General features: G+C 55.7%; 19 protein-coding genes. 11 read left to right on the plus strand and 8 right to left on the minus strand.

The features are described 5' to 3' along the window. The first annotated feature begins 3 nt into the window (after positions 1–3). Together AC1DIJ_RS05535 and AC1DIJ_RS05540 are read left to right on the plus strand one after the other, a co-directional pair. Complete coding sequence (locus AC1DIJ_RS05535) at positions 4–729, plus strand: amino acid ABC transporter permease (RefSeq protein WP_477831291.1); 726 nt, start codon at positions 4–6, stop codon at positions 727–729. A 7-nt stretch (positions 730–736) separates the two neighbouring features. Next, a complete protein-coding gene (locus AC1DIJ_RS05540) occupies positions 737–1486 on the plus strand; it encodes an amino acid ABC transporter ATP-binding protein (RefSeq protein ID WP_477831292.1) in 750 nt (249 codons plus the stop codon). Between the two features lie 8 nt (positions 1487–1494). Here AC1DIJ_RS05540 and AC1DIJ_RS05545 read toward each other — a convergent pair whose 3' ends face one another. Beyond that, positions 1495–2481 carry an alcohol dehydrogenase catalytic domain-containing protein gene (locus tag AC1DIJ_RS05545; RefSeq protein ID WP_477831293.1) on the minus strand — a complete coding sequence of 329 codons (987 nt, stop codon included), beginning with the start codon at positions 2479–2481 and terminating at the stop codon, positions 1495–1497. A 193-nt stretch (positions 2482–2674) separates the two neighbouring features. Here AC1DIJ_RS05545 and AC1DIJ_RS05550 point away from each other — a divergent pair, with 193 nt between their 5' ends. Further along, entirely contained in the window at positions 2675–3544 is an 870-nt protein-coding gene (locus tag AC1DIJ_RS05550; RefSeq protein ID WP_477831294.1) for a sugar phosphate isomerase/epimerase family protein, read from the plus strand. 37 nt (positions 3545–3581) lie between these two features. Further along, entirely contained in the window at positions 3582–5018 is a 1437-nt protein-coding gene (locus tag AC1DIJ_RS05555; RefSeq protein WP_477831295.1) for a nuclear transport factor 2 family protein, read from the plus strand. Positions 5019–5057: 39 nt separating this feature from the next. Here the strand turns inward: AC1DIJ_RS05555 and AC1DIJ_RS05560 are convergent, their stop codons facing one another. Beyond that, positions 5058–6752: an extracellular solute-binding protein gene (locus tag AC1DIJ_RS05560; protein WP_477831296.1), complete on the minus strand. Its 1695-nt coding sequence runs from the start codon at positions 6750–6752 to the stop codon at positions 5058–5060. Between the two features lie 212 nt (positions 6753–6964). On the opposite strand from AC1DIJ_RS05560, the gene AC1DIJ_RS05565 reads away from it, so the two are divergent. The 5 genes from AC1DIJ_RS05565 to AC1DIJ_RS05585 all read left to right on the plus strand — a co-directional run bounded on the left by AC1DIJ_RS05565 (position 6965) and on the right by AC1DIJ_RS05585 (position 11670). Continuing rightward, a complete protein-coding gene (locus AC1DIJ_RS05565) occupies positions 6965–7969 on the plus strand; it encodes an NAD(P)-dependent oxidoreductase (RefSeq protein WP_477831297.1) in 1005 nt (334 codons plus the stop codon). 161 nt (positions 7970–8130) lie between these two features. Beyond that, positions 8131–8469, plus strand: coding sequence for a carboxymuconolactone decarboxylase family protein (locus AC1DIJ_RS05570; RefSeq protein WP_477831298.1), 339 nt, complete (start codon positions 8131–8133; stop codon positions 8467–8469). 63 nt (positions 8470–8532) lie between these two features. Then, positions 8533–9126: a cysteine dioxygenase family protein gene (locus AC1DIJ_RS05575; RefSeq protein ID WP_477831299.1), complete on the plus strand. Its 594-nt coding sequence runs from the start codon at positions 8533–8535 to the stop codon at positions 9124–9126. Positions 9127–9328: 202 nt separating this feature from the next. Then, on the plus strand, positions 9329–10834 hold the full coding sequence (locus AC1DIJ_RS05580; protein ID WP_477831300.1) for an AAA family ATPase: 1506 nt from the start codon (positions 9329–9331) through the stop codon (positions 10832–10834). Further along, a complete protein-coding gene (locus AC1DIJ_RS05585) occupies positions 10831–11670 on the plus strand; it encodes an HNH endonuclease (RefSeq protein WP_477831301.1) in 840 nt (279 codons plus the stop codon). Before AC1DIJ_RS05580 ends, AC1DIJ_RS05585 begins: the two co-directional genes overlap by 4 nt. A 139-nt stretch (positions 11671–11809) precedes the next feature. On the opposite strand, the gene AC1DIJ_RS05590 is transcribed toward AC1DIJ_RS05585, so the two are convergent. After that, complete coding sequence (locus tag AC1DIJ_RS05590; RefSeq protein WP_477831302.1) at positions 11810–12625, minus strand: DUF7946 domain-containing protein; 816 nt, start codon at positions 12623–12625, stop codon at positions 11810–11812. A gap of 74 nt (positions 12626–12699) precedes the next feature. On the opposite strand from AC1DIJ_RS05590, the gene AC1DIJ_RS05595 reads away from it, so the two are divergent. Next, positions 12700–13416 carry a hypothetical protein gene (locus tag AC1DIJ_RS05595; protein ID WP_477831303.1) on the plus strand — a complete coding sequence of 239 codons (717 nt, stop codon included), beginning with the start codon at positions 12700–12702 and terminating at the stop codon, positions 13414–13416. 743 nt (positions 13417–14159) lie between these two features. On the opposite strand, the gene AC1DIJ_RS05600 is transcribed toward AC1DIJ_RS05595, so the two are convergent. From AC1DIJ_RS05600 to AC1DIJ_RS05615, 4 genes are read right to left on the minus strand one after another with little or no spacing between them, the layout of a single operon-like run. Further along, positions 14160–15215 carry an ABC transporter ATP-binding protein gene (locus tag AC1DIJ_RS05600; protein ID WP_477831304.1) on the minus strand — a complete coding sequence of 352 codons (1056 nt, stop codon included), beginning with the start codon at positions 15213–15215 and terminating at the stop codon, positions 14160–14162. Positions 15216–15227: 12 nt separating this feature from the next. Then, positions 15228–16028 (minus strand): enoyl-CoA hydratase/isomerase family protein, encoded by an 801-nt coding sequence (locus tag AC1DIJ_RS05605; RefSeq protein WP_477831305.1) that lies wholly within the window; start codon positions 16026–16028, stop codon positions 15228–15230. Beyond that, complete coding sequence (locus AC1DIJ_RS05610) at positions 16025–16846, minus strand: carbohydrate ABC transporter permease (protein WP_477831306.1); 822 nt, start codon at positions 16844–16846, stop codon at positions 16025–16027. The genes AC1DIJ_RS05605 and AC1DIJ_RS05610 overlap by 4 nt, the downstream gene beginning before the upstream one ends. Next, positions 16846–17781: a carbohydrate ABC transporter permease gene (locus AC1DIJ_RS05615; RefSeq protein WP_477831307.1), complete on the minus strand. Its 936-nt coding sequence runs from the start codon at positions 17779–17781 to the stop codon at positions 16846–16848. The genes AC1DIJ_RS05610 and AC1DIJ_RS05615 overlap by 1 nt, the downstream gene beginning before the upstream one ends. Positions 17782–18024: 243 nt before the next feature. Between AC1DIJ_RS05615 and AC1DIJ_RS05620 the strand changes: the two genes are divergently transcribed. Next, entirely contained in the window at positions 18025–19164 is a 1140-nt protein-coding gene (locus tag AC1DIJ_RS05620) for a Gfo/Idh/MocA family protein (RefSeq protein WP_477831308.1), read from the plus strand. A gap of 67 nt (positions 19165–19231) precedes the next feature. Here the strand turns inward: AC1DIJ_RS05620 and AC1DIJ_RS05625 are convergent, their stop codons facing one another. Continuing rightward, positions 19232–22714, minus strand: a complete 3483-nt coding sequence (locus AC1DIJ_RS05625; RefSeq protein WP_477831309.1) for a P-loop NTPase fold protein — start codon at positions 22712–22714, stop codon at positions 19232–19234. Positions 22715–22884 lie beyond the last annotated feature (170 nt).

Here is a 22884-nt window from a genome sequence, read left to right on the forward strand (position 1 = left end):
CGGATGCTGACACTGATCCACGACTATTGGCAGTTCCTCCTTATCGGAGAATATCCGGACGGTCCGCTCGGAGGGCTGGCGCTCACGCTTGCCATTGCATGCGTGAGTCTCGTGATGACCTTTCCGGTCGGACTGGTGCTAGCCCTTGCTCGGACATCCGCGGTCTCCATCTTCCGTAGAATCGCGACGGTTTATGTCTATCTGGTACGCGGCATGCCCCTGCTGACGTTCCTGTTATGGATTTACTTTCTGGTACCCCTGGTACTCTCGCATCCTATCACGCCCTTCTGGACGCTCGTCCTCGCGATCGTCCTGTACCAATCGGCGTATCTCTCGGAAGTAATCCGAGGCGGCATCGAGGGATTGCCACCAGGACAAATGGAGGCGGCGAAGAGCTTGGGATTGTCTTACGGGACGACGATGCGGAAGGTCGTGCTACCTCAGGCGCTATTTAACGTCATACCCGGGATCGTCAACCAATTCACAATTATCATCAAGGAATCCTCCTTGGGCTCGATCATCGCCTTGGCGGAAGTCACCTTCGTCGCCGGCCGCATCAACTCGTTCCTTCTGACAGAAGCTTTAAACGTGTTTTTCCTCCTGGCGGTGATCTATTTCATAATCTGCTTCTCTCTTTCTCTGGCAGTCTCGGCCCTTGAGAAGCGCGTCGCCCAAGGGAGAACCAACGTCGAGCAACCTATTGGCGGGGAGCTCGTTCCCAATGTCTGATCGAAGGATGACCCTCGTGCAGGAATCCCTACCGGCAATCGCATTCGAAAATGTCTGCAAGCAGTTCGGATCGTATGTCGCCATCCCAGAGTTCAGCGCGACGGTGGCCAAGGGCGCGACCATCGTTCTATGCGGCCCATCCGGGTCGGGGAAGTCGACCCTATCGAGAACGGTCAACGGCCTCGAAGTCATAAGCAAGGGCCGCATCCTTGTGGATGGAGCGGACGTGGGAGCGAAGGATACCGATATCGATTTGCTTCGACGCAATGTCGGCTTCGTATTTCAGCAATATAATCTGTTCCCTCATCTGAGCGTGATCGAGAACGTGGCACTAGGTCTCCGCCGTCTCCTGGGATGGCCCAGAGACAAGGCCTATGACAGGTCAATGCAGTTGTTGAAGCGCGTCGGGCTCGACGGCAAAGCCGACAGACGACCGTCCGGGCTTTCAGGCGGCGAACAGCAGCGCGTCGCGATTGCTCGCGCGCTCTCTATGAGCCCTTCGATAATCATTTTCGACGAGCCTACCAGTGCTCTTGATCCGATCATGGCCGCAGAGGTCCAATCGCTGATCGGTAGTCTCGCCACCGAGAATATGACGATTCTTTGTGTGACCCACGATCTCGCGTTCGCCAAGAAGATCGCTGACCAGATTTGGTTCATGGAAAAGGGGCTTCTCGTTGAAGCGAGCGCCCCCTCCGACTTTTTCAATTCATCCAATGCCCGCGTGCGCCAGTTTCTTTCGAACGTGAGGCACTAAGGGTTGACCTAGCCGTTTGGTCGGAGAACCACCTTGGGAGAAGCAATTTCGCCACGTCCCAAGCGATCGAAAACCTCCGGACCGGCGTCGAGGGATTGCACATCCACCCACGAGAGATCGCCGAGCGCGCCAGAATGAAGTGCCTTCGCGCTGGCACGCAGATCGTCAGGGAGGAAACACCATGATCCGAGGAAACTCATTTCGGCGCGCGTGATCCGGGCGGCGTCGAAATTCCCCTCGCCATCCAGTAGGCCGATGTGGACGATCTGGGCACCGGGTCTACCGGCGGCGACCGCAAGGCGACGCGTGGCAGGACCGCCGACGGCGTCGAACACCAGATTGTAGTGGTTTGTCTGGCATTCCGACGGATCGATTGCATCGAACCCGGCCTCTCGGGCGGCGTCCACGCGGCCAGCGCTAGTATCTGCAATCTGGATTTCCTCGACGCCCATCGACTTGAGCCAAAGTGCCGTCAATACGCCGATCGCACCACCGCCGATGACGAGGCTGCGCTTTTCACGGATGGGACGATCGCTATGGCGTTGAGCGAGGGCGACGGCGTGAAGGCAGGTAGCGCAGGGTTCCGTAAGAGCGATATGCACGGGGTTCATGTCACCGCTGACTTCGATTAGCGCGCGGTGAGGCAAGACCATATACTGGGCGAAGCCGCCCGGTATGCTGAAACCGACGTTGATCCTCGTTTCACAATGATTGAAGTTACCGGACAAGCAGTCTTGGCACTCCTCGCAGTGTATCAGAGGATTCACCGCCACACGCTTTCCTGCGAGTGGGCCCTCCACCACCGTCCCGCCGATTTCATGGCCGAGGATCAACCCCGGCTGCCGCTTGGGTCCGCGTCCGTGAAACGCATGCATGTCTGAGCCGCAAATGCCCACGGCGTCGACCTTGATGAGGGATTCTCCTGCTTTGGCCATAGCATCCGGCACATTGGTGAACGAGACACGATGGGGTGCATCGAGTGTAAGAGCCTGCATTGACTTTCCTTTTGGATTTGATGGGCGGACAGAGGCCGCGAACGCATCAAAGACATCACCAAGGAAAGGCGCGAGCTACGTTCAAATTGTTCAATCAGACCATCTTGCGAATTGTAGACTGCGCACCGATCCCCATGATGCGGTTGGCCCACGGAAACGGGGTACGACGATGTAGCAATGATGGAGAAAATACATGACCTATTCCGCCGATGAACGCGTGATGTGGCTTTCGCAGGTAAGAAGCGTTCCCTACAAAAAGCGCATCGAGCTTGCAGCGCGCGCGGGGTGCGGTTGGATCAGCACGTCGCCGATGGACTACGATCAGATCAGGGCAACAGGCCTAAGCGACAAAGACATCCGCCAGATCGCAGCGGACAACGGCGTCAAGCTCAGCTATCTCGACCCGCTCTGCTATTGGGTTCCCGATGGTCTCACGCCCGGCGAAGACCCGGCAATTGTGCCGTACCTCAACCGAAAGCCAGACAACTATTTCAGGATCGCCGAGGCACTCGGTGTCGACCGCATCCATCTAATCGGCGCGTTCCCGGAAGGCCGATACACGATCGAGCAACTGACCGGGTACTACGCCGCGATGTGTGACAGAGCAGCGGAAAACGGTCTCAAATGCTTGATCGAAGCCATGCCTCTCTGGGGCTTGAAGACGGTCGACGAAGTGTGGCAGATCGTGAAGGGCGCGAACCGACCCAACACCGGCATCATCTTCGATACCTGGCACTATGTCCGTGCCGGCCGCAACGACGAACTATTGAAACAAATTCCGGTCGGCACCTTCGACACCGTCCAGATCGCCGACGGGCCGATGCGGCTCCCTGCGGGCAGGACGATGGTCAACGACTGCCTGTTTCACCGCGTTCCGATCGGTCAGGGCGAAATCCCGAACCTCGAAATCCTGACTATCCTCAAAAAGGCCGGGCACATCCAAAGTGTCGGACCCGAAATTTTCTCGGAGAAGCTCGACGCCATGGACGGCGACGACATCGTAAAGACTGTCATGCCCGGCTTCGAAGCGCTGATGGCGGAACTCGAAAAGGTCGTCGCCTAAGACCAAGATCAATCTAGCGAATGGGATGGAGACTGTTATGGACGGAAAGACGGGTGCGACCGGCGTGTACCAAACGCAGCTGGAAGCCGACATTGACGCGATCAAGAACCTCATGAAGCGGTACACCTGGTCACTTGACAGCAAGGACTGGGAAAAGCTGGAAAGCTGCTTCACGGACGATATCGTTTTCGAAGCGAGTGATATGGGACGGCACCCGGGTGCCAGGAACCTGATCGAGAAATTCCAGACCAGGGTCGTTCGTGTGCCTATCAGGCGGCACTCGGTCTACAATCCCTATGTGCGGGTCGATGGCGACACCGCGGAATTTACGGCCTACATTCTGAACAGCCGTATGCGGCCACGTGCGCCAGGCGGCGATTTCTCGCTTGCCGGTGGCTACTACCGGAACTCGTTTCGTCGCGAAAACGGTCAATGGAAGATGTCGGCGTTGAGGTGGCACGGTTTCTTCATCGAAGGGAATCCTCGACTCGATCCCAAGCTCCCGTCGGGCCCCGCGCCGGAGCCTGTAATGACCGGTCCCAAGGACTCGCCTTGGGGCGGCGCGAATGCGAAGGGCGGGGCTCCCGACGTCTCGGCGTCTCTCCAGGTGCGAGACCTTTATACTGGCATGATCAGGGCTCTGGATGCCGGCGTCGCTGGCGATGTCGCCGCTGCCTTCACGACTGATGCAAAGGCAAATCTGCAAGGTGATCGGGAGGTGGCGGGAGCGCAGGCCATCTCGGAAGCGTTCACGGCCGCCGGCGGCGATCGATGGACCATGCATGTGCTATCGAACGAAAAGCTGTCGGTGGTCGGCGAAGAAGCGCGCTTCGGAACATACGTTTATAAAGTTGCACCCGACGGCAACGGGAAATACGCCCACACAGGAGGCATAATGACCGGCGTAGCGCGCCGGACCCAGGCCGGCTGGAAGATCGCCGAATGCAGTATCCACTTCCTCTGGGACAGAGCTGTCCCGCTGTTCGAGGACCCCATCAAGAAGCGGCCCGAAGTAGCTGCACTTGTTTCCTGGCTTTGGGAACACGAAGCCGAGAGGGACAAGGGTACCGTCCAAGATGAGGTGACCGCCCTCTTGTGGAAATACACCTGGTCGTTCGATCTTTATAACCGCGAACAGAACGCCGATTGCTTTGCCGAAGACGTGGACGTCGCCATAACTCTTGATTCAACTGCCCGCCACTATGGCCGGGACGACTGGACCATCGCCAATCTGGCAGGTCGTCAGCGGCAGATGGTAACGCTGCACTATGTGAGCAATGTTGTCGTGACCGAGACCTACAATCCGGATATTGCCGAAATCAAAGCGTACGTGACGACGCGTCGGACGGCACCGGGAGAGCCTGGGCGGGTGATGATTGCAGGTGGGCACTATTTCGGTACTGCCGAGCGCGTGAATGGAAAATGGCAGTTCGCCACCTTCTCGTTCGTTCGCTCGCACGGCGCATTCGAATAATCTGCAAGGGCGGCGGCCAGACCGCCGCCCTGATCAAGCTTAGGCCGCAGCCATGCAGCCGATCTTCGAGAGCACCGTCTCCATGCGTAGCGATGCATCCCGCAGCGCATCGGCATCAGATTTCACTCCCGACAGCGCATTGTGAACCTCTTCGCCGAGAATGGCTTCGATCAGATGAAATTCCGGAATGTTCGGGCGTTGCCAGGTCTGAAGCTGCCCTTTCTGTGCCCATTTGTCGATGAACGTCGAAACCTTGCCTCCAGCACGCATTTCCGGGTCCGCACTGAAGCTGAAGTTGGGAGCCACCGGCAGACCACCGCATGCGACGACCTTATTCTGCTCTCTCGCAACCACCATGTTGATTGCCTTGAGTGCGGCCTCTCGTCGTTCGGGGGGAAGGTTGGACGGCACGCAGAGCAGGAAGCCGCCGAGCGGGACAGCTCCAGGCATCCCTGAGAGCGTGGGATGCGGAAGATATGCCACCCGCTGCTTGACGACAGATTTGATGTCGTATTCGAACCTGGCAGCTCGCATCGACCAGCAATAGGTCATCGCCGCCTTGCCGTTGAGGAATATCGACAAAGCGTCGTCCCAAGCGAGGTCAAGCATGTTCGGCGGCGAAAACTCGAGCAACGAATGCATGAACTCGAGGGTCGCCCTCCCCGCGTCGGAATCGACCAAAGGAATGAGGTTATCCAATCTGCCGGGATCAAGCTGATATCCACGGTTGGTTCGCCGCATAGAAAGGATCGGGCTCCCGCAATCTCCCATGAAGAACATGAAGCTGTGAGCTATTGGCAGACCACGGGCGGCATCCCAAACAATACCGTAACGCCCAAGTGAAGGATCGGAGAGCTGACGCCCAGCGGAAATCAGTTGGTCAAAAGTACGCGGGTGCGCGATCTCGGCGTCGTCAAAGAGGTCCTTTCGAACGGCCAGATGGTTTGCCGTGGCATAGATCGGAACCCCGTAGGTCCTTCCGTTCAGTTGACCGAACTCCCTAACGGCGGGATGGAGCTTCGAAATGTCGAAATCTTGGAGAAGGCCATCGATCGGAAGGATACTGCCGCTTTCCACAAATTCCGCCAACCATGGAAGGTTGACACCCACGACGTCATACCGAGAGGTCTGGAGCGAGCTGTTGTCTACAAGCTCGCGATGTACCTGCGAGCAGGTCATGAGCTTGAAGTCCTTCGTCGAGCCAAGATTGGTTCGATAGTCCGACCACATGTTTCTGACGGCCAAAGCGTAATTGTCGTCGTTCATGAGAAACTGCAGGTCTTCATGATCGCGGTTCCGCGGGACTGCACTCTGTGCAGGTTGGCGAACTTGTCCACCCCCGAAATAGTAGTCTTCTTCGCCTTCATCGCTGGAGCGCACTCCGACGGTCTGTGCGAACAACGACTTCATCTTGCGAGCGTAAGCTTCGAGGCTTTCGATCATCTGATCGCTGGGATGAAGCGTGTAGGACTTGCCTGTTTTGCTTCTCACCTCGCGTCGGATCAGGCCTTCGTCAATGAGCCGATTAATCATCCGGCGAGACGTCGCGTAGGGTACGTCGGTGACGTCACACAGTGTTGAAATGGTGATCGGTTTCCCGGTGATCTCGCCCTTTACAAGAAACGCTGCGATCCTCCAGAATGGCTCGCTATCGGCGGCCGGCATGACTTCGCTGAACCCGCGTCTGACTTTGTCGACGATGTCGATCAGGCGCAGCATCTCAAATTCGTTCATGGCTTCCTCCCTCGCCGCGTGAACGTTTCTGCAGGCAAGAACGCTAAACGCAAACCGCCACGGTTTCAAGATATGATATGGCGTTCCAAATACTGATAAGTTTTGTCCAAATTGGACATCTTCATATTTCTCTGCGCGCGCGCGCCTATTAGGCTCCGAAACAAAGCGGGATTGATCTGAACCGCCTTGTGCATTCATCACTTGGAGCCGACATGATAAACCTGAATTCTGGGCCCATCTCCGACGAGGTCTACTCCGCCACCGCCGGGCGCAAGTCGATCGTCGTTGGAAGCCACCTCGGACCAGCGGTCAACGAGCTGGTGGCAAACCACCCGTCGAAGCCGACCGTTATGCAGTTGCCCACAGATCGGCCGTTCTGGGAGTTGCCCGGCGATATCGACGTTCTCCTGACATCACCGGGCGGCTGGAAGGCCGCGCCCATGGAGAAGCCGGCAAGCTGGCCGTCGGCGCTCAAGTGGATTCAGGTCGAGTCGGTCGGGATCGACGCGTATCCGCGCTGGCTGTTCGACGGGGTCACGTTTACTTGTGCCCGGGGCTTCAACGCGCCCTCGATCGCTGAATACGTTGTCGCGCATATGATGCGGGTCGAGAAGCGCATCGATGATTGCGTCGCCCGTTCTCCTTCGGATTGGAAACACATCGATATGGGCGGGCTTGCGGGGAAAACGCTGGGAATAGTTGGATTTGGCTCTATCGGCAGTACGTTGGCGGCGCTTGCGGAAGCCTTCGATATGAGGGTGCTGGCATTCAAAAGGTCCGCGTGGGAGAAAAAGCCTGAAGGCGTAGAAATCGCCGAGTCGCTAGATGAGATTTTCTCGTCCGCCGACCATTTGGTCATGGCCCTCCCGGCAACTCCGGCCACCCGGAAAATGATCGATGCCAACGTGTTCGCCAAGGCCAAGGACGGAATGCATTTCATCAACATCTCGAGAGGCAGCGTAGTGGACCAAGATGCGCTTCTAGCGGCAATCGACGCCGGGAAACTGGGATGGGCAACACTGGATGTTACCGACCCAGAACCCCTCCCCGGCGGCCACGCTTTCTATTCTCATCCGCGCATTCGTCTCACGCCGCACATATCCTGGGATGGCCCAGGGAATGCGCGCCGCCTGCAAAGGATCATCGCGGAAAACTTCGACGCGTTCGCACGGAATCAGCCCCTTCAGAACCTCGTTGACGTCGTCCAAGGCTACTGAGACCCGGTCGGCGGCGTGAAACATCCAATTGGCCGGATTGAACATTTGCGTCGTTTCCGCCGCTAGCCTCCTTCGGCAAAGTATCCGTTATCCGCTCTGTGGCGGAGCGATCGATGGACATAGGTCCGCGTCGCATAGGATTCGGTCGAGAGGAACCAACTATGATGAATTGGAAGGAATACCGCGCGAACGTCAAAAATCGCGTTGGCGATCTGCGCAAGCTCGCGCCTGAAGTGATGAAAGGCTACGGAGCTCTCGCCATGTCCGGCGAAAAGGCCGTTCACCTCGATGCGAAAACCCGCGAGATGATCGCCTTGGCGGTAGCGGTAACGACTCGTTGCGACGGCTGCATCGCGAGCCACGTCGAGGCGGCCCTTGCAGCCGGCGTGAAGAAGGAAGAGCTCACCGAGGCCCTCGGTGTTGCTATGGCGCTGAACGCAGGCGCTGCACTCGTGTATTCCGCCCGCGTCATCGATTGCTACGAAGAGATGGACGCCTAACCATCATCCATGGTCTCTGGCGGCCTACTCCAGCGCTGGAGACCATGTCATCGGGAGGTGACAATGTCTGAACGTTCGCAAACATCCCGTCTCGGTCTCTTCATCCGAGACCTGTCAAACTTGCTTGATCGCACAGCCGACGAAAGGGTCATTCTTTCCGAAGGCAAAGGTCTCCTCGAAGACTTGATCACGAACGACGACTGGTTGCCGGACGAATTCGCCAAACCGCATCCCAAATTCTACTCCCAGTACCTTCTCTATTGTGACCCGGCCGACCGGTTCTCGATCGTGAGCCTCGTCTGGGGCCCTGGACAACTGACCCCAATACACGACCACACAGTATGGGGCCTCATCGGAATGCTCCGGGGAGCGGAAGTCTCTACGCGTTTTGAGCTAGGTGTTCCCATGAAATCGGTTGGCGTTGATCGACTGGAGCCTGGTGCGGTTGATATGGTTTCGCCATCAGTTGGCGATATTCACCAGGTTGCCAACGCGTTCGACGACAAAGCGTCGATCAGCATCCACGTCTATGGATCAAATATCGGCACGGTCGAGCGCCACGTTTTCGACAAGGCGAGCGGCGAGCAAAAGTCGTTCGTCTCGGGATACTCTAATTCGACGCTTCCCAACCCGTGGAGTGGCGTCAACATCGGTTGAGGTCGTCTCCGCCATAGCGCTCCGCCCGATGCGATCGTCCCGCAACTCCGTGCTTTACACCTGTCCACCACCATCTAAAATTGAAAGCGCTCTTCCTTAATTAAACGATTCCCACATAGGAAAGCGAATTTGATCGGCGTTGTCCGCAGTCCATAATCGTCATGGCCGCGGCGACGCTTTTACACATGGTGACAGGACGTATATGGCTGATCCTCACGATCTGAATTTCATTACCGTCGCCTACGACGAGACGATTCCGCGATCTCTAAAAAACACATTTGTTATCCGAAGTGACAACTGGAACGATTACGGGAGCAATGTTCGGTTCGACGTCTTCTGGTTCGATGAAGAGGGAAATCGGAAACGAATTGGCAAAACAAAAATCCTTCACGGTAGTGAAGGTAAATCCGACTGGACTATCGACAGTCGAACGATCCCGCCCTCGAAATTCAGCGGCGACATCGGGGAGGAATACATCTCTCTGGGCCAGTCCAAAACATACTACTCTTGGATTCATGATAATTTCGGAGAGGATGCTGGTCGAGTCCTTGTCGCGCTACGCGATATCGCGGTAATGCCAGGTCTTGCGGCACGCTTTGAAACGTCCTCGGTATTCCGAAACGGAATGATGAGAGAAAACTCCGCGTGGCGGTCACGCAGGTTCGGGAGTGCTTGGTCGCTGGGGATCGACCCAATTGAAAAACCATATTTTCAATACGCTTGTCAGCTCTCAGATACGGAAGAGCCGTTCAAGATCGATTTCGACTTCCGTCCCGGAGATTCTTTGCCGGGCAGAGTTGTCGGCGTCATTGGACGCAATGCCGTTGGTAAGACGAGGTTCCTAGCCCAATTGAGTGCCGACCTTGCGCAAGCAAGACAGGTATCGGCGGCGACCGTTGAAGAAAGGTCGCGGCGCTTTCTCGGCGACCAACCGCTCTTCACGCGCATCCTGGCTGTCTCATACAGCGCGTTTGACAGATTCCGTCGTCCGGCAGCTCATGCCGAAAGTAGCTACGTTTACTGTGGAATTCGAGACGACCGAGGAAATCTCTCTCAAACTGGCCTCCAGCGCAGCTTTCGTGCCAACAAGGCACGCGTCAGGGACTTAAACCGAGATAGCGATTGGATCGTCTACATCGCTCAGATTCTTGGTGACGACAGCGAGCGTTTCGAGGGCGATTTGCGACGCGAAATCGAAGGTAACCTCGACGAAAGCGAACTTCTGTCGCAGTTGAGTTCGGGGCAGGCAATACTTTGCCACTTCGTCACTGGGTTGCTGGCCTGGCTCCAGCCCGAAAGTCTTGTGTTGTTTGATGAGCCCGAAACGCATCTACACCCTAACGCAGTGGCCAACCTTTTTGTCGTGCTTACGGAAATCCTGAAACACCACCAGTCATACGCGGTGATTGCCACCCATTCTCCAGTGGTAATCCAGGAAATTCCTTCCCACAGGGTCGTTGTTTTCACGCGGTCCGACGGAGTGACACAGGCCGAACCACTTCAGATGGAGAGCTTTGGCGAAAGCATAGCGGAGCTGACCGAACACGTTTTCAAGACTCAAGAAGCTCAAAGTCTTTATCGGAGCGTGCTCGATCGGATCGCAGGTTCAATGAGCTTAGAGGCGGCTCTCGAACTTTTCGCTAACCGCCTGAGCATGAACGCTAAATCATACCTGATGGCGCGCTACGCAAGGAATGCGAAGACGTGAAAAGCCTTAACGCGATCTCGCCGCCGCCCGATTATATCGACATTTTCGAAGACATCCGTGACAAGAAGAAAAAAGCTGCCCGAGCAATGCTCGTCGCTGCGGAGGCTTCTATACGCTCGAGATTTATCCATTTTGAAATTTGCTTTGCGGCAAACACCTTACACGGCCTTCCTCCATCGGTGTTCGCCCATATCAAAAATGAGTTGAGGTCCTGTTACGGAAAAAACGTTGGCATGGTGGCGCTGCAAAAGGCCATCAAACAGGCGCAGCCAAAGGGACGATTGGTATGGTGTCCCTACTGCGGGGCAACAACGCCAGGCAGCCACGACCACTATTTGCCGGCCGAAAAATTTCCCGAGTTTTCAGCGCACGCTTTGAATCTCGTTCCGTCCTGCACTCGTTGTAACTCGATTAAAGACGATGATTGGCTAGATGCCGCAGGAGCTCGACAGTATCTCCACTTTTACAGGGACGCGATACCTGTAGCACCTTTCCTGACAGTCAACGTAAGCTCGAACACGGCCGCGCAGGCCGTGGGAGCAACATTTTCGATCCAGCGGGCGGGAATGCCCGCCTCGTCTTGGGCATTGATCGAGTCCCATTTCCGGAAGCTTCACCTAATCGAGCTATACGACTCATATTCCAATGACCTTATCAATCTGGCACTCCGTAGCGTTCGCTCACACCTGAGTGCTGGCGGAGCAGACGCCGCCGGCTTCCTAGCAGGAGAAGCGCTCGAGGCCGCCGAGCTCTATGGGGAATATGGATGGCGGGCGGTTTTGTTGGGAGAAATGAGCACCCACCCTCATCTCGACCAGTGGGTATCATGGCTTTGAGCCTCGAAGTCTCCCAAGCGTCAGTCTCAACCAATTTTCGGAGATGGTCCGGAATGCTCGGCACCAAGCTTCCTGCTCTCCAGTTAGGCGTCCGAAGCCAGACCGCCTTGCCAATGTCGCCGGACCCAACTTCTTCAACTCATTCTTCAATAAGATTGCAGTCAGAGACGATAAGGCGCTTAACAATGCCGCTCGACGATTCGACCTTCTTGGCCTCAATTTCGAGCTTCTTCCTGGTGTCGAGATTGCTCCCGTGAAGCGACCAACTCAGCAGACCGCGCTTGTCCTCCGGAAAATCAGCACTGCGCTTGAAAGGAATGATCCTGCCGTACTCGTCAATGAACGCACGTCCGTTCGGTGACACAGAATTGAAGCGCGTGATGTTCCCGGTGAAGGTTTGAGGAAAATCGTCGATTGACCTCGTATTGACCCAGAGACTGGTCTCATGGTCGAACTCGACTAACTGTTCGCCTCGAGGTCTCTGAACTGACACCGTCCTAACTCCGCCCTCCGATATTGTACGGTGAGCTCTTTGGAGACTGCCTTCCATGTGTTCGGCGAGATCATCAAAAAAGGGTTTCTCCGGCCCGATGAGACCATTTACGTATGCGGTCCTGGGCGCGGCCGGCGTCCGGCCGACTGCCTGGTTGAAGGCGAACGTAATAAAATCGTAGAAGGTTGGTCCGTTGACTGTTACGCCTTTCGGCTTGCGAGTGATGATGGTGGTGAAGTCTGTAATAAAGCTGCCCTGACGGGCCGGACGCATGAACACTTTCGCGTTTTTAAGCGCAGTGGAGTAGTTTGTGACGTCATGATTTATGTAGGCGTTTGTTGCGATTTGAAGCGCCTGCGCAAAACCGTATAGTGACGAGGTTCCATCATATGCATCAAGCATATGGTTGTCGGCGTCTCCCCCACTAAAGTGCAGACGCAAACCAAAACTTTCTTCGACCATTCTCATCCTCTTGCCTTCAGCAACCAGAAGATTATTAGGCGTTCCTATAGAACTCAACCAAGACGGCTGTCCGGATGCTCGAATTCCTCAGAAAAATCCAAGCTATTGTTTCCGAGATCACGAGACCTCAAGAGAAGTTCGAAAGCGAATGGATCAAGTTCATTTTCGATTGGCAGACGCTGGTCGCGGCTGTTCTGGCTGGAGTCCCTGCGATCATTGGCGCGTATCTCCTCTGGAGGCAGATCGAGATACAGCGGCTTGAGTTGGATCGAGTGCGACGGAAGGAAGAAATGACCGCGCGCATCCAGCTCATTCCGGTATTGGCCTCTTTGACCCAGTATTACAAAGTGTGCATTTCCTCGATCATGGATGGCTCGCACTCAGTTTCGGAAATACCGAGCCACTCACTGGCCGTCCTCATGTCATCAGCGCCGACCTTGGACGAGAATGTCTTTCGGCATATTCAGAGCTTGATCGTCGACTTTCAGGTTTTCACTTCCCGGTATCCGTCGTGCACAGGTGCCCTGACGGGCGGCCTGCAAGAGATAGTCCTAGTTGATCTGGGTCGACTCCATTCCGCTACCAATGTGCTTTACCCCTACGCACGCTTTGAGACCGACACTGTCGAACCGATAGAAAATACAAAAGACGCCAATCGCGACGCGATCAAGAATCTGATCTCGGTGGCAAATCGAATGTTTAGTGAACGCGACCGCATAACAATCGAGAGAGCTCTCAACGTCCGGTTTCCCCGCAAAACATCGGCGACTATACCTGCCGTCGAGCCGTGACCGCGACGCGCACGCAAATTCGTCGAAACGATCGCGAGTATTTGATCGGCAGCGAGCCAAATCCTGAGGAGACTGGTTGAGTCGCCCCTTTACAATAGGCGCGGCCGCACCTCGTTAACCTTCGGAGCAGACTACATCTGGTGGTTAAAGCGCCGTTAAAACAATCTAAAACAACAACAACACCGCCACATCCTCTTGAAAGCAATAAGGAAAAACAAGCTCAACCCTTCGGAGAGAAGGCTGTTAATACTATATTTCGTGTTTGCGACCATCATCGCCACACTCTAAATAGTTAACCGCTCTTCGTTAGGACGGGACTGCAAAATGGAATTCACCTACAGCCGGGTGCAGCAGGTTCTGCAAGATTTCAATTGCACCGCGGCTTTTTATTGCTGCCGGTTCGCTTTGCGCACTTATCATCGAGGGCCCCCAGTTCCTAATGCTCCTTCCATCGATCCTTCGTGCGGCTCTGGTGGGCTATTGATGGCACGCCTTTGGGACAGCGGCAATCTAAGAGGAACGGTCGGCTTGTCGAACAATGACACGGCAGCATCGTCCGCGCGGTCGCTAATCAACAGCTGAAGGAGGGCGACACTGGGACATACTCAACGCCGCACTCATCCAACCTTTCGTATCCGCCAAGATGCCTTAGCACGGCAGCTGGTTGACACCTTCAAACAAGCGTTCAGCAAACAAAAATTTCGGGACGTCACACTAGCGACGTCGGTGCCATGGGCGGTCGCTCAGAGCCTTCCTCCGGTCTCGCCGTCGAAGTAATGCATGACGTCAGAACGCGGGAGCACCTTGATCGTCTCCCCGGGCTTTGCATTGAACCGGTCCCGGAATATGCAGCTGAATTCCTCCGATTTGTCCGTCTCCACGACAACCTGCGTTTCGGACCCGGTCGGCTCGATCATTTTCACGCGGACTGGGATGCCCAGTTCAGTTTGTAGGAAATGCTCAGGTCGAACTCCGTAAGTGACCGCCTTGGAATGAATTGCCGCGGGCGCGCCGACAAGAGGCATTCGGGTACCGGCGCGCGTCACGAAAGCATTGTCGGCTACAGCGCCCTTGAACATGTTCATGGCCGGTGACCCGATAAAGCTGGCCACGAATTCATTCGCAGGGAAATCGTAGAGTTCCAGCGGTGACCCGACCTGCTCGATGTGCCCCTTGTGCATCACGACGATCTTGTCCGCCATCGTCATGGCCTCGATCTGGTCGTGCGTGACGTAGATGGTGGTCGTCTTGAGCCTCTGGTGAAGAGCCTTGATCTCAGAGCGCATGGCTACGCGAAGTTTTGCGTCGAGGTTGCTCAAAGGCTCATCGAATAGAAACACCTGCGGCTGACGTACGATCGCCCGTCCCATGGCCACGCGCTGCCTCTGTCCACCGGAAAGCTCCTTGGGATACCGAGCGAGGAGATCGTTCAAAGCCAGAATGTCAGCGGCAGCTTTGACGTTTCGGGATATCTCCTCCTTGGGAACTCCCTTCATTGTCAGCGCAAAACCCATATTTTCCGCGACGGTCATATGCGGATACAGGGCGTAGTTCTGGAATACCATCGCAATGTCTCGGCTCTTAGGTGCCACGCGATTTACCACGCGGCCGCCGATCTCGATCTCGCCGCCTGAGATGCTCTCCAACCCTGCGACCATCCTCAAAAGCGTGGACTTCCCGCAACCCGATGGACCAACCAGGATGACAAACTCGCCATCTTTGATGTCAACGGAGACGCCATGGATGACCTCGAGCGCGCCATATCTCTTTTTCACGTTTGCTATTTTTACGCTTCCCATTGGGGTCCTCCTTCAGTTCGATCCGTTGGCATTCGACGACGTGGAACGTCTTTCCGCGAGCTCCGTACGGCGAAGGTCTGAATATGCGGCGATCCTTGCCTTGAGCCCCGGACGACTGGCCGATCGAACGAGACTTGCCAAATCCTGGTCAAAATGCGCGTCTGATGTCGCGGCCTTAATTTGGCCTTTGGTCACGGGATCGAGGGTGTCGGCTAATGCCACGCGCGCTGAGATCGCGTCTGCAATGTGGCTCTCATCGAAGACCTCATGTACCAAGCCGAGGGCGACGCCCTCGGACACGTCGATCGTTTTCGATTGGAGCAAAATCTCGCGCGCTCGATCGCGTCCGGTGATCACGGCCAGCCGGCGGCTCCCAAGCACAAGGCCGAACCTCGGCCCCGGGAACGCAAACGAAGCCCCAGACACACCCAGCCTGATATCGCAAACCGCAAACAGGTCAGCGCCTGCTCCGACAGTCCGTCCACTCGCCACCCCGATCGAGGGAATATCCAGCGCTTGAATGGTCTGGAGGAGCGTTTCGATCTGCACAAAGCGAAGCAACAAGTCACCGTCGCTCGACGCCTCGAGATCGGACAAATCGAAGCCGGTGCAAAAATTGCGGCCCGATCCCTGGAAAACCACAAGTCTGACACCTTCCCTATCGGTCAGCGCCGCGAGGACTTCTTGGACCATCGAGCTGTTCAGAGCATTCCCGACCTTCGGACGGTTTAAGGTGATGGTCCGTACGCCCTGCACATCTTCGACAAGGATGCCGGGGCTAACGGTCTGTTCGTTGTTTTCCGACGCCGTCATCCCTTTACCGCCCCCATAGCCAGACCGCGTACAAGATGCCGCTGCAACAGGATGATGAAGATCACGATCGGGAGCGTGATGCCGATTGCCGCGGCCGCGGAGACCGACCAGTAGCTCACATCTTCCGTCCCATATTCTGAGATTGCCACCGGCAGTGTTCGTGTCGCTGGGCCAGAGAGGACGCGGGCAAACAGGAACTCGTTGTAGGCAAGAAGTAGCGAGAAGAGCGCTGTTACCCAGATGCCGGGGCGGACCATTGGCAAGGCGACCTTGTAGAAGGTGTGCCAGGCATTGCATCCATCGATCGCCGCCGCCTCATATATCTCTTTGGGGACTTCCGCGAAGAAGCTTCGCATCAACCAGATTGTGAAGGGCTGATTGATCGCCACAAAAGACAGGATCATCAGTGGGTAGGTGTCGATGAGCGACAGCGTCTGGGCGATGACGAAGAACGGCAGGGCAAGCAGGATGTGTGGAAACATTCTGAGGCCGAGGATGCTGATCAACAATGGCCGTGAAGTTGCCGGAGACATCCGCGTCAGCTGATAGGCTGCCATCGTCCCGAAGCTCAGCGAGATTATTACCGTGGATGCGGAAATGATCACGCTATTGGTGAAGTAGTGAAGGAAATTGCTCTCCGACCAAACCTGTTTGTGGAACTCAAGGGTCGGAGTGAAATCGAGCGATAGCGTAGGAATGAACGCGTCGATGGGCTGCTTGATGGAGATAATGGCTCCCCAGATGATCGGGGAAAGGTTTATCAGCGTGAAGATGGTCAGCGCTGCGATCAAGAGCGGTTGCTTGAGATACTGCTGCATTAGAACGCTCCCTTTTCCTTGCGATAGACGATCCGGATCATGGTCAGGACGCACACGAGTTCGATGAGAAGTGTCATGACGCCGAGCGCAGACGCCTTGCCGATGTCGAGCACTTTGAACCCGAGGGAATAGGTATAAAGTGACAAGGTCTCTGTTGCCGTCCCGGGTCCGCCTGCCGTCAAGACGAAGATTTGATCGAAGAAGCGGAATGAATCCATGAGGCGGATCGCGAGGACGAAGACGATGATCGGACGCATGTTCGGAACCATGATGCGCCAAAGCATCGACCACCCCCCTACACCGTCGATCTGAGCCGCCTCCACCTGGCTCCGATCGACCCCGTTCAGTCCTGCGAAGAGGACTAAGACAAGGAAAGGCGTATACTGCCACATGTCCGCGAGGATGATGGTGATCCGGGCCATGAGAGGATCACTCAGGAAATCGGGACCGGTTAAACCGAGCGTGTTCAACGAAATGTCCAACAGCCCCCACTCTGGCGCGAAAACCCAGCGCAAGAACATGCCGGATACTACGGGGGTGACAATATTCGGTAGCATGATCAGCACGTTGAAGACGCGCGATCCAGCGACAAGATTGTACAGTCCGTAGGCAATCAGGAGTCCCGATAGGAACTCGAGCGTTACCGAACAGATGACGATGAAGAACGTCCGCCCAAGCGAGCTCCAAAACCGTTCATCCCAGAGGAGGAACTGGTAGTTCGAGAGACCGATGAACGTCTTCGATTGCCCCATGAAGTAGTCGAAGCCACTGAGATAGACGGCATAGCCCAACGGAGCGAGCATGACCAATCCGAGGATCAACGCGCTCGGCAGCAGAAACAAATTGGAGTCGTTTTGCAACGACTCTTCCTTTTGGGTGGCATCTACTGCCCCTTTGGCTTCTCGGCTCAAACCCTGCATCTGGAGACTATTCATTCGCTCTCCCTTTCTCCACGCACCTGCTGGTGGCCACGGGGACCTACCGGCCGCGAACATGCGATGGCTTCATTTCCTCAGCTAAATTTGTACCGCTGGGGAGGACGAGATCGGAGACGAGATTTGTCCGAATTGACCAATTTGCGCGTTTCTTCTTCCGTCTGAGATGGTCAATTTGAACATAGCGTCGGCGGCGCGGTGATTTTCCACGTCGCGGATCGTTGCTCAAAATTGGAGGAAGAAATGCCAGCAGAGACGAATGTCCAAAAAGCTCCCATAAGACTTGGGATTATTGGATGCGGTGTGATTTCAGAGATTCATGGCGAGGCGGTCGCAAATAGTCAGGATGGCGTGACTTTCGCGGCATGCGCTGATCGCAACGTAGACGCAGCGAATGCATTCTCCAGCAAATATGGCGGCGCAACGGTCTACACCGACATGATTGAGATGGTGCGCAAGGAAAACCTCGACGGGGTGGTCCTGGCGACATGGCCGGCACATCACTATGATCACATCCGCGCCCTCGTCGATGTCGGCGTTCGACATATCCTCTGCGAAAAGTCGCTGACCGCAAGCGGTGAGCAGGCAAGCAAGCTGCTCGATATGCACCTGGACGAAGGCGTCCAGGTGATGGAAGGCTTCATGCTGCGTTACAGCCCTGTCTACATGCAGCTTGAAGAACTCGTGCGCCGCGGCGAGGTCGGGAAGATCGACACAATACGCTCGGGTTTCCAGGAGTGGGACCAAGAAACTGAGTCTGTGGAGGACCAATCGCGCAAATGGCGGTTGCAGAAGGCCTCGGGCGGAGGCGTCGCCTTGGACGGATCATGCTATCCGCTCCACGTCTGCACCAACCTCGCCCGCAGCCTGCCCCAATCCGTCTCGTTCGACGGAGACCGGACGGTCTACGATACCCTGGCGAGGTTGCACGGCCACATACGCTACGAAAACGGTATCATCGCCTTCATCCAGAGCAGCCTCAGGGCTGTAGTTTGCAAAGAAGCAGAGGTAAGCGGAACCGAGGGCTCACTTTATCTTCCCGTGGCCTTTGGCTACAACGTCCCGGAACACATCGCGATACGGAAGCGCACCGGACATAGCAACCTCACGATGAAGGATGTCCAGCTCGATCGTCCTGACGCGGGCTCTGCCTACGTCCCGCGGATATCGCCGCGACATCAGATCGAGCACTTTGCCGACATCATACGCGGCGGCGTCGCTCAGAGAATTCCGCTGGTCGAATCCGTGGTGAACATGTTCACCCTCGACGCTATGGTCGAAAGCGCCGAAACTAGGCGCGTTGTCGATGTGAAATTGCCTGAAAAGGTACGAGCTGCCTGGTCGGAGGCATTCGGGGGCGCGTCCACCGCCAGTGCCGCCTAGCCAGCCGGAACGGGGTGGCGCGAACTGTGCCGCCCCGAATGCCTGCGGTTGGAAGCGCGCTTTCAAGTCACTCTCCGGAGCCGAACCAAATGTCAAACATCCCGCGTACCTTGCGTTTCCCGTAGAAGAGTTCCCCCAGCCGACGAGCTCTATCCCGATTAGAGAACGGCTCTGAGAACGCGTTCATCGCACCGTGGAGCTTTTCCTGAGTGCTCTCTTGGGACGCAGCGATCATGTCTTTTACCTTCGAATGGCCAAGGGACTCGAAGTCAGTCAATACAGTGTCGATCGATCCTTCCAGCGCAGCGCATAGGAAGTAGCGAACAAGCCTGTCCTTCTCGTCTTTCTTCAGCTGCTCAACCGATCGCACTGTTTGGCTAATGGTCGTGGGAAGGTAGCGCACTGCGGTCGACAAGCTCGTGGGCGTGACGTCGCGCGCGCGTTCGCGAACCTGACGATACATGTCGCCATGAAAGCTCGGGTCGATCGCCTTGAGAAGTAAGTCGAGGTTTTTGCCACCGCCTGGGTTTGACTTGCCGGCGAGGATATCCACAACCATCTGTACTACGACATCACGAAAACTGGCGTCACCGATCTTGAAAGCTGCTCCTTCGATCATTTCCAAAAGAACATCGTTGAGGTGGTCGGCTTGAATAACGTGTTCCGGCCATTCAGCGGTCGGGACGGTCTGCAACTGGTCCCCTACGTATCGGCGCACCTTCGCCCAGCCATCCGTCTCGAAACCGCGAACGTCATGGAGAAGGGCTACGTTGACATCGGAGATGTCGAGCTTCGGCAAGTCGTTCGCATCGATCCGGTCGTCGAAACGAGCCAACACGTCGTTGAGCTGCTCTCCGAGCAGGGGTTTCAAAAAATCGTAACGCTTGTTGAGTGTCGAAAGACTGATGTAAGGAAGTTCGTTTTCTGTCAGTCCAGCTTTGATCACTTCATCGGCTAGCTTGTTGCCCGGTTGTTCCGCGCCTCTGGTCAGGAGCGTTGCGAAAACAGACCCGGCCTTGTGAAGTTCGGCAATGCGCTTGAACTGGTCAGTGTAGACTTCCTCCCCAGCCGTCAAAGCGTTCAAGAATGAAGCGAATGCCTCGGTTGTATCCGCAATAATCCCGTTACGAGTTGCTTTGGTCGGCGTGGCCAGGTTCATTTGACCTGGGGATTGCATTGCAAGGAAAAGGGCTGAGCCAAGAACCGGATCGTCTCGCGACTCCAGGGACTGAACCAGATAGGCGAAAAATGGCGATTCCGTGAAAATCTTTGAGGCGTCGATGTTCGCGCGGTATGCGCGTGGTATTTGGACATATACGTCGGCGGCCAATTCTAGCTGCTGCCGAAATTTCGGCATGTCTCCTATCTCTGGCTGACTCAATTGCTCGAAAAGCGCCGACAAGATCGCGATCTTCTCAACATCGTCGATCAGCTTCAGCGGTTCCATTGCTGCGAGTGCCGCGGCCATGTCTGTCGGACGATCCACCGCATATGTAGAGAAGAGCCCCTCGTTTCCTTCGAAGTCTATTTTTGTTTGCGGTAACCATTCGACGCTGATGCCTTCACTCTTAGCACGCGCTGCAAAGCCGAAAAGAAAATGTGGATTGCTGGTTATTGTTATGTCGGGCAAGACATTTGGAAGAATAGCGTTCGCGCCCTCATCGGTCAGCTTTTGGTAGAGACTTCCGAGGAAAGACGCCCACCGCACACCGTCCTCGACTACGATGTCGCTCTTGCCGCCTTGGCCACGATGGCTTGCCGCCGCCATCGCCTTCACAAGCGCAGGCAGATGTTCAGCTTCTGCGAGCTCCGTCGCTGCAAGCAGGCGCTGATTGCTCTTGGGCTCAAAACTAAAGCGCCGCATCTGCATCACTGCTGCCACCAAGCTCTTGCGGAAGTGCCGATTAGCGTCTCCTTTGTAGACTTTCGAGAGCGCAGCGAAATTGGCGACGGCTACGGGAAGCTCACCACTGTCGTCCCACTCATCGGAATTCTCCTGGACGACTTGGTCTACACGGACATCGAAACCTGCGGAATTTGATATTTCGATGAGCTTTTCCGCTCCCTGTACCGCGGCATCCTTGATGCGTTGGTCGAGCATAAGTTGAAGTGCAAGGTCGGGATCGACGTTGAAGATCATCGCCGAGAGGTTCTGTTCAAGGTCACTATCGGCGGCAATTTGCCGAACTCGACCCTCGATCGATTTGGGATCGTTCAATAAGCCTGGGTTGGCTTCGAGGGCGTCCTGATAGGCAATATAGACGGCCACGGTCGGTAGCTTGAAGCGTCCGCCATGAAGAACGTACATTCCGGCAAGTTCGTTGATGAAGCCGATGATCTGCCGAGGGGTGGCGCTGCCGCTTTGTTTTCGAATGATCCGATCGAAGATGAGATATACGCGAAACAACTCGTCCCGGTCCGATACCTCGGGAAGCGCCTGCCCCATCTTTTCGATAAAGAACTCACGGGAATTCGACATGACGGGAGGCGAAACCTGCAGGATTTCGTCAAACGTTTTGGTGAAAATCTCTCGCGCGTCCAATGGTGAAATTGGTGCGGTGGAATCGTCATCCGAATTGGGGGCCTTTTGCTCCTCCACCAGATGACGGTGATATGGCACGATCGCGGTAACGCATTGCTCAGGCGGAGGCCTCTTCACAGCGGGATTTCCTGAGAAGACTGCGCGGACTTGGGCCCAGTAGTCGTTGATTTCTTTCTTGGGCAGACGATCAATGTTGTCTAGTACGATAACGACCCTGATCTTGTCGGACTGCACGATCGACAGAATTTCCCGGAGCGTCGTTTGGAATTCGAAGTCATTGGGGTCGATTTCCCTTATATACTGGGTGACCTTCTGATCTTCAAATTGCTTGGACCCGATAAGCAGCGTTTGCGAGAGCGCGGTTCGATATTTGTCCCAAGTGCCTTTCCAGAAGCTCTCGCCCGATTTTCGTGCGTCAAAAACCGCTTTCAGAAGAGCCCAAAGAAAAGTTCCTCCGACGAAGAAAACAAGCAGCCCGAATGAATAGGACCAGACGTAGTCGATCTTGTCTTTCACTGCGTCGAATTCTGCCTTCGCCCAGAAATAGTAGAGCGGCAGAAACGGGAGAGCCAGTATGACGAGGACACCCCACAGGTCTAGGATGGACTGGTTGGTCGACTTAACCTGGCGGACTTTGCCTCGGACCTTCTTTTCGACTTCCTGGAGTTGCGCGCGATGCTTGGGGAATGTGGTAACCGTCCAGTCCAGGAGGTGCTCCAACAGAGACCGCCTAAACGACGAACCTTGGGATTGCCAAATGTCGAAAGTGAAGAACTTGTAGTCCCGATTGTCCTTGGTCTTCCTCTCGATCAGGATTTTCCTGGCGATCTCAACTACCGTCGATTTGCCGCTGCCCCATGGACCGTCGAGCCCAATCGCCCTGTCGTTTCCCGAAAAATTTGCGATCGCCTTCGACAGTGCTACCGCCGTCCGCTCGTGACCCTTGCCGTTGAAATGATCTTCATTGGAAGGCTCATCGATAAGTATTGTTCTCTTGAAATTCGCCATTAACCCCGGGAGTCCCCACCCCTAAACAACTGAAGAGTGCAATTCATAAGTTTACTTTAGCATTCGGACAATGCCGATCATTAAGAAACCGTACCAAATCAACAGCCTAGTTGGGGTGCTCTGAGGCAAGATCGCCATAGGTGACACGCAAATACCTTCGCTTTCTGCGC

It is taken from the genome of Rhizobium sp. 10N427, from assembly GCF_056394605.1.